At 47.5% G+C, this 3,839-nt stretch carries 3 protein-coding genes; 1 reads left to right on the top strand and 2 read right to left on the bottom strand.

Annotated elements, in window-relative coordinates:
• Positions 1 to 82 precede the first annotated feature (82 nt).
• Both FC18_RS01165 and FC18_RS01160 read right to left on the bottom strand, forming a co-directional pair.
• Positions 83 to 526 carry a hypothetical protein gene (locus FC18_RS01165; RefSeq protein WP_054680677.1) on the bottom strand — a complete coding sequence of 148 codons (444 nt, stop codon included), beginning with the start codon at positions 524 to 526 and terminating at the stop codon, positions 83 to 85.
• Positions 516 to 1,406, bottom strand: coding sequence for a ParA family protein (locus FC18_RS01160; protein ID WP_082404212.1), 891 nt, complete (start codon positions 1,404 to 1,406; stop codon positions 516 to 518). Before FC18_RS01160 ends, FC18_RS01165 begins: the two co-directional genes overlap by 11 nt.
• A 788-nt stretch (positions 1,407 to 2,194) precedes the next feature.
• On the opposite strand from FC18_RS01160, the gene FC18_RS01155 reads away from it, so the two are divergent.
• Entirely contained in the window at positions 2,195 to 3,682 is a 1,488-nt protein-coding gene (locus FC18_RS01155; RefSeq protein WP_054680674.1) for a primase C-terminal domain-containing protein, read from the top strand.
• Positions 3,683 to 3,839 lie beyond the last annotated feature (157 nt).

The raw sequence follows: 3,839 nt of genomic DNA, 5'->3' as shown, positions 1-3,839 counted from the left end.
TTACACAATTACACAATTACACAATTACACAATTACACAATTACACAATTACACAAAAAAGCCGCTGTTAAGCGGCTTTTGGTTACTTCTTGGTAGTCTTGCGACTCTTTTTGCGTTGATCGGTCTGTCGAATACGTGTCACGATGGACTGGTATGAGCGAAGCATCTCGGGATCATCCTTCGCTATTTCCCTAACGCGGGCGTCCGTAAGTTCGGCAATAAGTTCGTAAATGTACTTGTTTGATGATAGTTCCAACAACGCCTGAAGTTCGTAGAATTGTTCTTCTGGAATACGCATGGTTTTCCGGGCGTCCGTGTTTGCCTTCGCTGTTACACTTGCTGCGTGGGCAATTTCTGCTTTGGCTACTGAACTTGCTGGCGTGGTTGATTGGTAAGTTTGCTCAATCTGAACATCAGGTTTGTATGACATATCGGCAGAATGAGTCCGCTTGGTCTTCCCAAACATACCAATATCGGTTCGACGCGTTGCTGGTTTGCTCTCGGTCTGTTTCTCGTTATTCGCCATCTTCAATTTCTCCTACAATTTTTAATCTTTCTAGAAAATCATCTGCTAGTGGGTCAATGACGTCATTAAATAGTCGGGAGTTCCAGTAGCCTTCACGAGTCAGGCCAATGCGAGGGGCAGACTGGATCCGCTTAGCAAACGGAATAATGTGTTGGAACAGATTTTGTTCACCGAAAATCTCAATGGCATCCTCAATTACGATTTGATCGATTGCGCCTGAATTTGAAACCTGATTTGGTAGGATACCCAAAACGTCTGTGTCAGCGCCGAAGTCCTCAATAAGCTCACGCAGATCATTGTCCCTAAACAGCTTTGCGCCATCAAGGCTGTCACTTTGTGTTTGGAATGCGATAATGACCCAGTCACTAGCAACGGTAGCATTCCTAATCCATTGAGAAGCGGGTGTTGGCGGGGTGTCAATAAAGATGAAGTCATAGTTTCCCTTGATTGGTGCCAACAGATTCTTTAAGACAACTATCTTTTTGCTTTCAACTTCGTAGTAGTCGGGGTCGCCTTTTTCGGCAAGCCCAAAGCGTTTAGCAAGGTACGTTGGAAAACTGCCCCAGTCAACGTTAGATGGAATTTCGTCAAGATTTGGAACAACATTGACGATTGCTGACCCAAGGTCCTGTTCGACGACTGCAGCCATCATAGATTTTTCCATTACAAATACCTTGTCTGGTTCGTAGCGCTGCTTGGTGATTCCCATGGTCTTTGTAAGGTTTCCCTGCGGGTCAGCATCGACAACAAGCACCTTGTACCCGCGTTCAGCAAGCACGAATGGAAGGTACCGAGTGATGGTGGTCTTGCCTACACCGCCCTTGGCGTTGGCCACGGTAATGGTCAGGGGGCGCTTTAGCTTCAACTTTGAGTCAGTCATAAAATTTCCTCCAAACTTTATGTGTAATTGTGTAAATGTGTAAATGTGTAAATGTGTAATTATCCTACGAACCAAGTGTAATACACCAGGAAAGGTAAATCAAGATATATTTACACATTTACACATTTACACAAATATAAACGCCTTTAGCGCTATGTTTTTCGGCAATTTACACATTTACACATTTACACAATCCGGAGAAGGTCGAGATGGAGGCGTGAACCGGATTAGACCATTTACACATTTACACACTTACACATTTACACAAGTGTAAATTATTGCCAAAAAATCAAAAATTCGAGATTGCGCTTTTAGTGCAATAAGTGATATTCTTTCGGCGTAGATAAAACAAAGAGCCGCCCGAAGGCGGCTCGTGTCTAATGCCAAAATGAATATCTAAGTTTCAGCAGCGAGTTCAGGTTTGCGACGCCTAAGATCTCGCGTTGACTATCTCGTTTGGTAGACGAGCGCCAACTGCTGATTTAGATATTGGTGACTACAGCGTACCAACCGGCATTTTCGTAGAATGCCAAGCCGATAGAGGCTGCCAACATAGGTAGGTATCACAACGGTTAATCCAAACATCAACTAGTCATAGCCAAAGAACTAGAAATGTAAAACCGAGGGAGTAGACTACCTTCAAAGGGAATTCTACTATATACGCGCTCGATTTTCAACAATTCTGTAAGTCTATACATACGCGGTTAAACCGCCTATTAGGACTGAGATTGGCTTAGTGACAAGCCTGATCTCAGTCCTTTTTATTTTGTTAAGTCGGAGGTGAAAAAATGTCATTTAACGAGCAAGCAGCTGTCGATGCTGTCACGACCATCATGCACGACGTCCTAGAAAAGCAACGCTATTGCAAAGGTGACGCATTAGCTAACCGCAAAATCGGGGCGATGTTTGTCGTCAACGGTAAGCAGAACCTCGGTAAAGCCCGCGGCAAGATAATGACGTCTCAGGAGTCAGTGCTCAGTGCAGTAGGGGCAACCCACTGGACTCCAAATGTTTTCCGGTACGGCAAGTACCGCAAGCTCAATCAGCATGCCAAAGTGTTGACAGGCCACGAAGAGGGCAACTTAAAGGCAATCACGTGCTTTGTCGTGGACGTCGATTATCCTGCAGGTGAAAAACCGGAGTACGGTTGGGAAATTGACTGCTTTGACGTGCAGCTACTGCAGCGTGTAATGAGTCCGAACCTTGTTTTGGGCACACCACACGGTTACCAGGCTTACTACATCCTGGACGAACCGCTTTGGATCAAACGAAATGACCAAGGCAAGTTACCTGCTCTGATTTCCGCAAAGATGGTATCCAGTGCCATCCGGAACGCCGTAGCAGCTAAAAATGATCACACCGACGTGGGTGCCAACCACTTCGGTTTCTTCCGTATGCCCTCTGCAGACAACATTCTTGAGATGGATGAGGATACGTATGCGAGTTTCGCTGAACTGCAGGAGTGGTCAATGTCTCTTCAGAAAACTGCAAAGAACTCAGATGGTGATGAACCGGCAGGACCACGCGATCAAATTCACACTGCCTGGTTCAAAGCTCTTGCTGCAGCCGACGTCGATGCGATGAAGCAAGGGGGATTGGCGCGCAATAACACGCTTTTCACACTCTTGCTGGCCATGTATTCGTCGAAGCAGCCATTATCCACCGCCTCCAAGTTTGCTGAAGAGTGGAATGCCCGCCAGACTGATCCGCTACCGAAGCGTGAACTGCGTTCTACGCTCGCTAGTGCGTACTCTGGTGAATACCAGGGCGCTGAGCTGTCGTTTGTAAAAGAATTGTGCACTCAGTACGCACCGGGAGTAACGATTCACGGGACCGGCCACGCGTGGAAGCACATTAAGCGTAGTCGTGAGGAACGCCAACACAGCCATCTCGACGAGTGGGGTGTTGACCTGGTACATCTTGCAGAAGCAAGCACTGACCGAGTTAACGGGCACGCACGCTTTGGCGTTGAGCAGTTGGAACGGGACCTGAAGATCGGTCGCCGATCACTAATGCGGTTGCTTGACAAGATGCAAGCCAGCGGCGTATTTAGCGTGCAGCGTAAACGCGGCCGCAATGGCTGTATTCTCGTGGCCACCAGTCGTATGATGGAAGAATATGTGCGTACTGATAAACGCCTCAACGCCCAAGAGCGTCGCGAGATGCTGAAGGTGAAGAATCAGCAAGAAGCCGAAGAAACACCATTCATGGTCGAGCAACTGAACCTCTTCTACACGCTGAAGCCAGTGGAAGTCCCGCCAAATCAGCGTTATTGACCGTTAAAATAATTGTGCCAATCGCCTTATACAATATCTATTAGGTCTGCCTCTCCTGTTTCTTTTCCCGGCGCTACTGTACCTGCTACGTCGATGCCTGGGCCGGGAGGTGCCGGGTCTCCCCACGTCGATGCTCAGCCGGGAGGTGCCGGGTCTC

It is taken from the genome of Lacticaseibacillus sharpeae JCM 1186 = DSM 20505, assembly GCF_001436225.1.
Lineage (GTDB): Bacteria > Bacillota > Bacilli > Lactobacillales > Lactobacillaceae > Lacticaseibacillus > Lacticaseibacillus sharpeae.
Note: the sequence above shows the minus strand (reverse complement) of the source record. Positions and strands in the feature narration are given on the sequence as shown.

Coding starts and splice junctions, on each gene's coding strand:
- FC18_RS01165 (WP_054680677.1), bottom strand. CDS start 526: ATGGCGAATAACGAGAAACAGACCGAGAGCAAACCAGCAACGCGTCGA.
- FC18_RS01160 (WP_082404212.1), bottom strand. CDS start 1,406: ATGACTGACTCAAAGTTGAAGCTAAAGCGCCCCCTGACCATTACCGTG.
- FC18_RS01155 (WP_054680674.1), top strand. CDS start 2,195: ATGTCATTTAACGAGCAAGCAGCTGTCGATGCTGTCACGACCATCATG.